This window comes from Streptomyces sp. NPDC050997, assembly GCF_040660135.1.
GTDB lineage: Bacteria > Actinomycetota > Actinomycetes > Streptomycetales > Streptomycetaceae > Streptomyces.
The window spans coordinates 1-1,356 of record NZ_JBFAGK010000046.1 but is presented as its reverse complement, the minus strand read 5'-3'; the positions used below and the strand labels follow the sequence as shown (position 1 = coordinate 1,356).

Sequence of the window (1,356 nt, the reverse complement as noted above, 5' to 3'; positions counted from 1 at the left end):
AGCGAGAAGCGACTGTTTACTAAAAACACAGGTCCGTGCGAAGCCGTAAGGCGATGTATACGGACTGACGCCTGCCCGGTGCTGGAACGTTAAGGGGACCGGTTAGTCCAACTTCGGTTGGGCGAAGCTGAGAACTTAAGCGCCAGTAAACGGCGGTGGTAACTATAACCATCCTAAGGTAGCGAAATTCCTTGTCGGGTAAGTTCCGACCTGCACGAATGGCGTAACGACTTCTCGACTGTCTCAACCATAGGCCCGGTGAAATTGCACTACGAGTAAAGATGCTCGTTTCGCGCAGCAGGACGGAAAGACCCCGGGACCTTTACTACAGTTTGATATTGGTGTTCGGTTCGGCTTGTGTAGGATAGCTGGGAGACTGTGAAGCTTGGACGCCAGTTCAGGTGGAGTCGTCGTTGAAATACCAGTCTGGTCGTGCTGGATGTCTAACCTGGGTCCGTGATCCGGATCAGGGACAGTGTCTGATGGGTAGTTTAACTGGGGCGGTTGCCTCCTAAAGAGTAACGGAGGCGCCCAAAGGTTCCCTCAGCCTGGTTGGCAATCAGGTGTTGAGTGTAAGTGCACAAGGGAGCTTGACTGTGAGACCGACGGGTCGAGCAGGGACGAAAGTCGGGACTAGTGATCCGGCGGTGGCTTGTGGAAGCGCCGTCGCTCAACGGATAAAAGGTACCCCGGGGATAACAGGCTGATCTTCCCCAAGAGTCCATATCGACGGGATGGTTTGGCACCTCGATGTCGGCTCGTCGCATCCTGGGGCTGGAGTCGGTCCCAAGGGTTGGGCTGTTCGCCCATTAAAGCGGTACGCGAGCTGGGTTTAGAACGTCGTGAGACAGTTCGGTCCCTATCCGCTGCGCGCGCAGGAATATTGAGAAGGGCTGTCCCTAGTACGAGAGGACCGGGACGGACGAACCTCTGGTGTGCCAGTTGTCCTGCCAAGGGCATGGCTGGTTGGCTACGTTCGGGAGGGATAACCGCTGAAAGCATCTAAGCGGGAAGCCTGCTTCGAGATGAGTATTCCCACCCCCTTTGAGGGGTTAAGGCTCCCAGTAGACGACTGGGTTGATAGGCCGGATCTGGAAGCACGGTAACGTGTGGAGGTGACCGGTACTAATAGGCCGAGGGCTTGTCCTCAGTTGCTCGCGTCCACTGTGTTGGTTCTGAAACCACGAACAGCCCCACACCAAGGCCACGGTGTGGTGCGGCAGTTCAGTTTCATAGTGTTTCGGTGGTTTTAGCGTGAGGGAAACGCCCGGTTACATTTCGAACCCGGAAGCTAAGCCTTACAGCGCCGATGGTACTGCAGGGGGGACCCTGTGGGAGAGTAGGACGCCGCCGAAC

Annotated in this window: 2 rRNA genes (1 of these 2 only partly in view); both read left to right on the top strand. The window is 56.3% G+C overall.

What is annotated here, in order from left to right:
- A 23S ribosomal RNA gene (locus AB0H86_RS43655) occupies positions 1–1,149 on the top strand; it begins 1,371 nt to the left of the window's first position.
- Between the two features lie 90 nt (positions 1,150–1,239).
- Positions 1,240–1,356 (top strand): 5S ribosomal RNA (gene rrf, locus AB0H86_RS43650).